Origin of the sequence: Capnocytophaga sp. oral taxon 863 str. F0517 (genome assembly GCF_000466425.1) — a bacterium.
Taxonomy (GTDB): Bacteria; Bacteroidota; Bacteroidia; order Flavobacteriales; family Flavobacteriaceae; genus Capnocytophaga.
Genome location: NZ_KE992157.1, coordinates 1 through 1,085, shown reverse-complemented (window position 1 = coordinate 1,085; position 1,085 = coordinate 1). Strand labels below are relative to the sequence as shown.

The following is a 1,085-nucleotide window of genomic DNA, read 5'->3' as shown; positions in this document are numbered from 1 at the left end:
AACGCTTTAAAACAGACTTAGATTGCGAAGAATATCTAGCTTCTTTAAAACAAGAAGATGGAATATTTACAGCCTCTAAAACACATAATTCAAAAGAATATACAATAACACAAATAAGACGAAATAGAAGAAAAATAACAGAAGAAATAACAAATAAAAAAACAAATGAAAAAACAAAAAATGAAATTATTACTTATTAGTTTATTTTTAATAGGGACAGTGAGTTCTTGTGAAAATGTTGTTAATAATAACACTGAAAAAGATTATCCTACTGATAGTATATCAAGTTTAGATTTTGATGATAAAGCTGAAATAAACAATCCTCTTATAGGTAAAAAATTCTATTATTTATATAAAGGTGAAGATGATGGAGAACTCTTTCTTGCTGTAGATGATGATATGCCTACAATTGTATTTATCAATGATACGCTTATGGATAATTGGAATACAATGGAAGGTAATAAATGGATCATAGAGAAAATAGAAAAAAAAGATACTCTGCTAACTTATTTTGTAAAGATGGAAAATGGGGAGACTTTTAATTCTTTATGTTTGAGTTATAATGCTAAAAAAGGATTAATGTATAATATAAGAAAAGATACAACCTTTATACTAATAGATTCATTGTATATTAACAAAATAAAGAAAATTGCAACAAAAACAGAATTTTCGGATGATTAATGAGATATGTAAAATCAAATGAAGAAAAATTTATCCACTTTAAAATCAAATCAAATGAACAATCTACTCAGCCATTATCCTGTGAATTGGATAGACGGAATGAAGCTAAGCAGTAGCCATTTTATTGCTGTGCGACAGCGTTAGAGATGCCATAGCCCTGCAAACCACAGACCTTAACTATGGCTTCAACCTGTGGCTGGGATTCGGTAAAGATGCACGTGCTGATGGATCACTACAACTGCCTGCAACTAACCCTTGAAGAGTGCCACGCTGTTACTCCTAATGGATACGCATACAGATTAGTGCCTCACAAGAAGGACAAACCTTAACGCTGAGTAAGGATATGACAGAGATGAAGGGTGATGCCACTTTCTCTGTGTTTATCACCGCTGAATTGTTTAAAC

Annotated in this window: 2 protein-coding genes and 1 pseudogene; all 3 read left to right on the top strand. The window is 31.2% G+C overall.

The features are described 5' to 3' along the window. A pseudogene (locus HMPREF1551_RS13980) lies at window positions 1-200 on the top strand (hypothetical protein); the annotation flags it as partial. Beyond that, window positions 166-681 (top strand): hypothetical protein, encoded by a 516-nt coding sequence (locus HMPREF1551_RS07890; protein ID WP_021628566.1) that lies wholly within the window; start codon window positions 166-168, stop codon window positions 679-681. The pseudogene HMPREF1551_RS13980 and the gene HMPREF1551_RS07890, both read left to right, overlap by 35 nt. A gap of 179 nt (window positions 682-860) precedes the next feature. Continuing rightward, window positions 861-1,010: a hypothetical protein gene (locus HMPREF1551_RS14220; protein ID WP_231374968.1), complete on the top strand. Its 150-nt coding sequence runs from the start codon at window positions 861-863 to the stop codon at window positions 1,008-1,010. Window positions 1,011-1,085 lie beyond the last annotated feature (75 nt).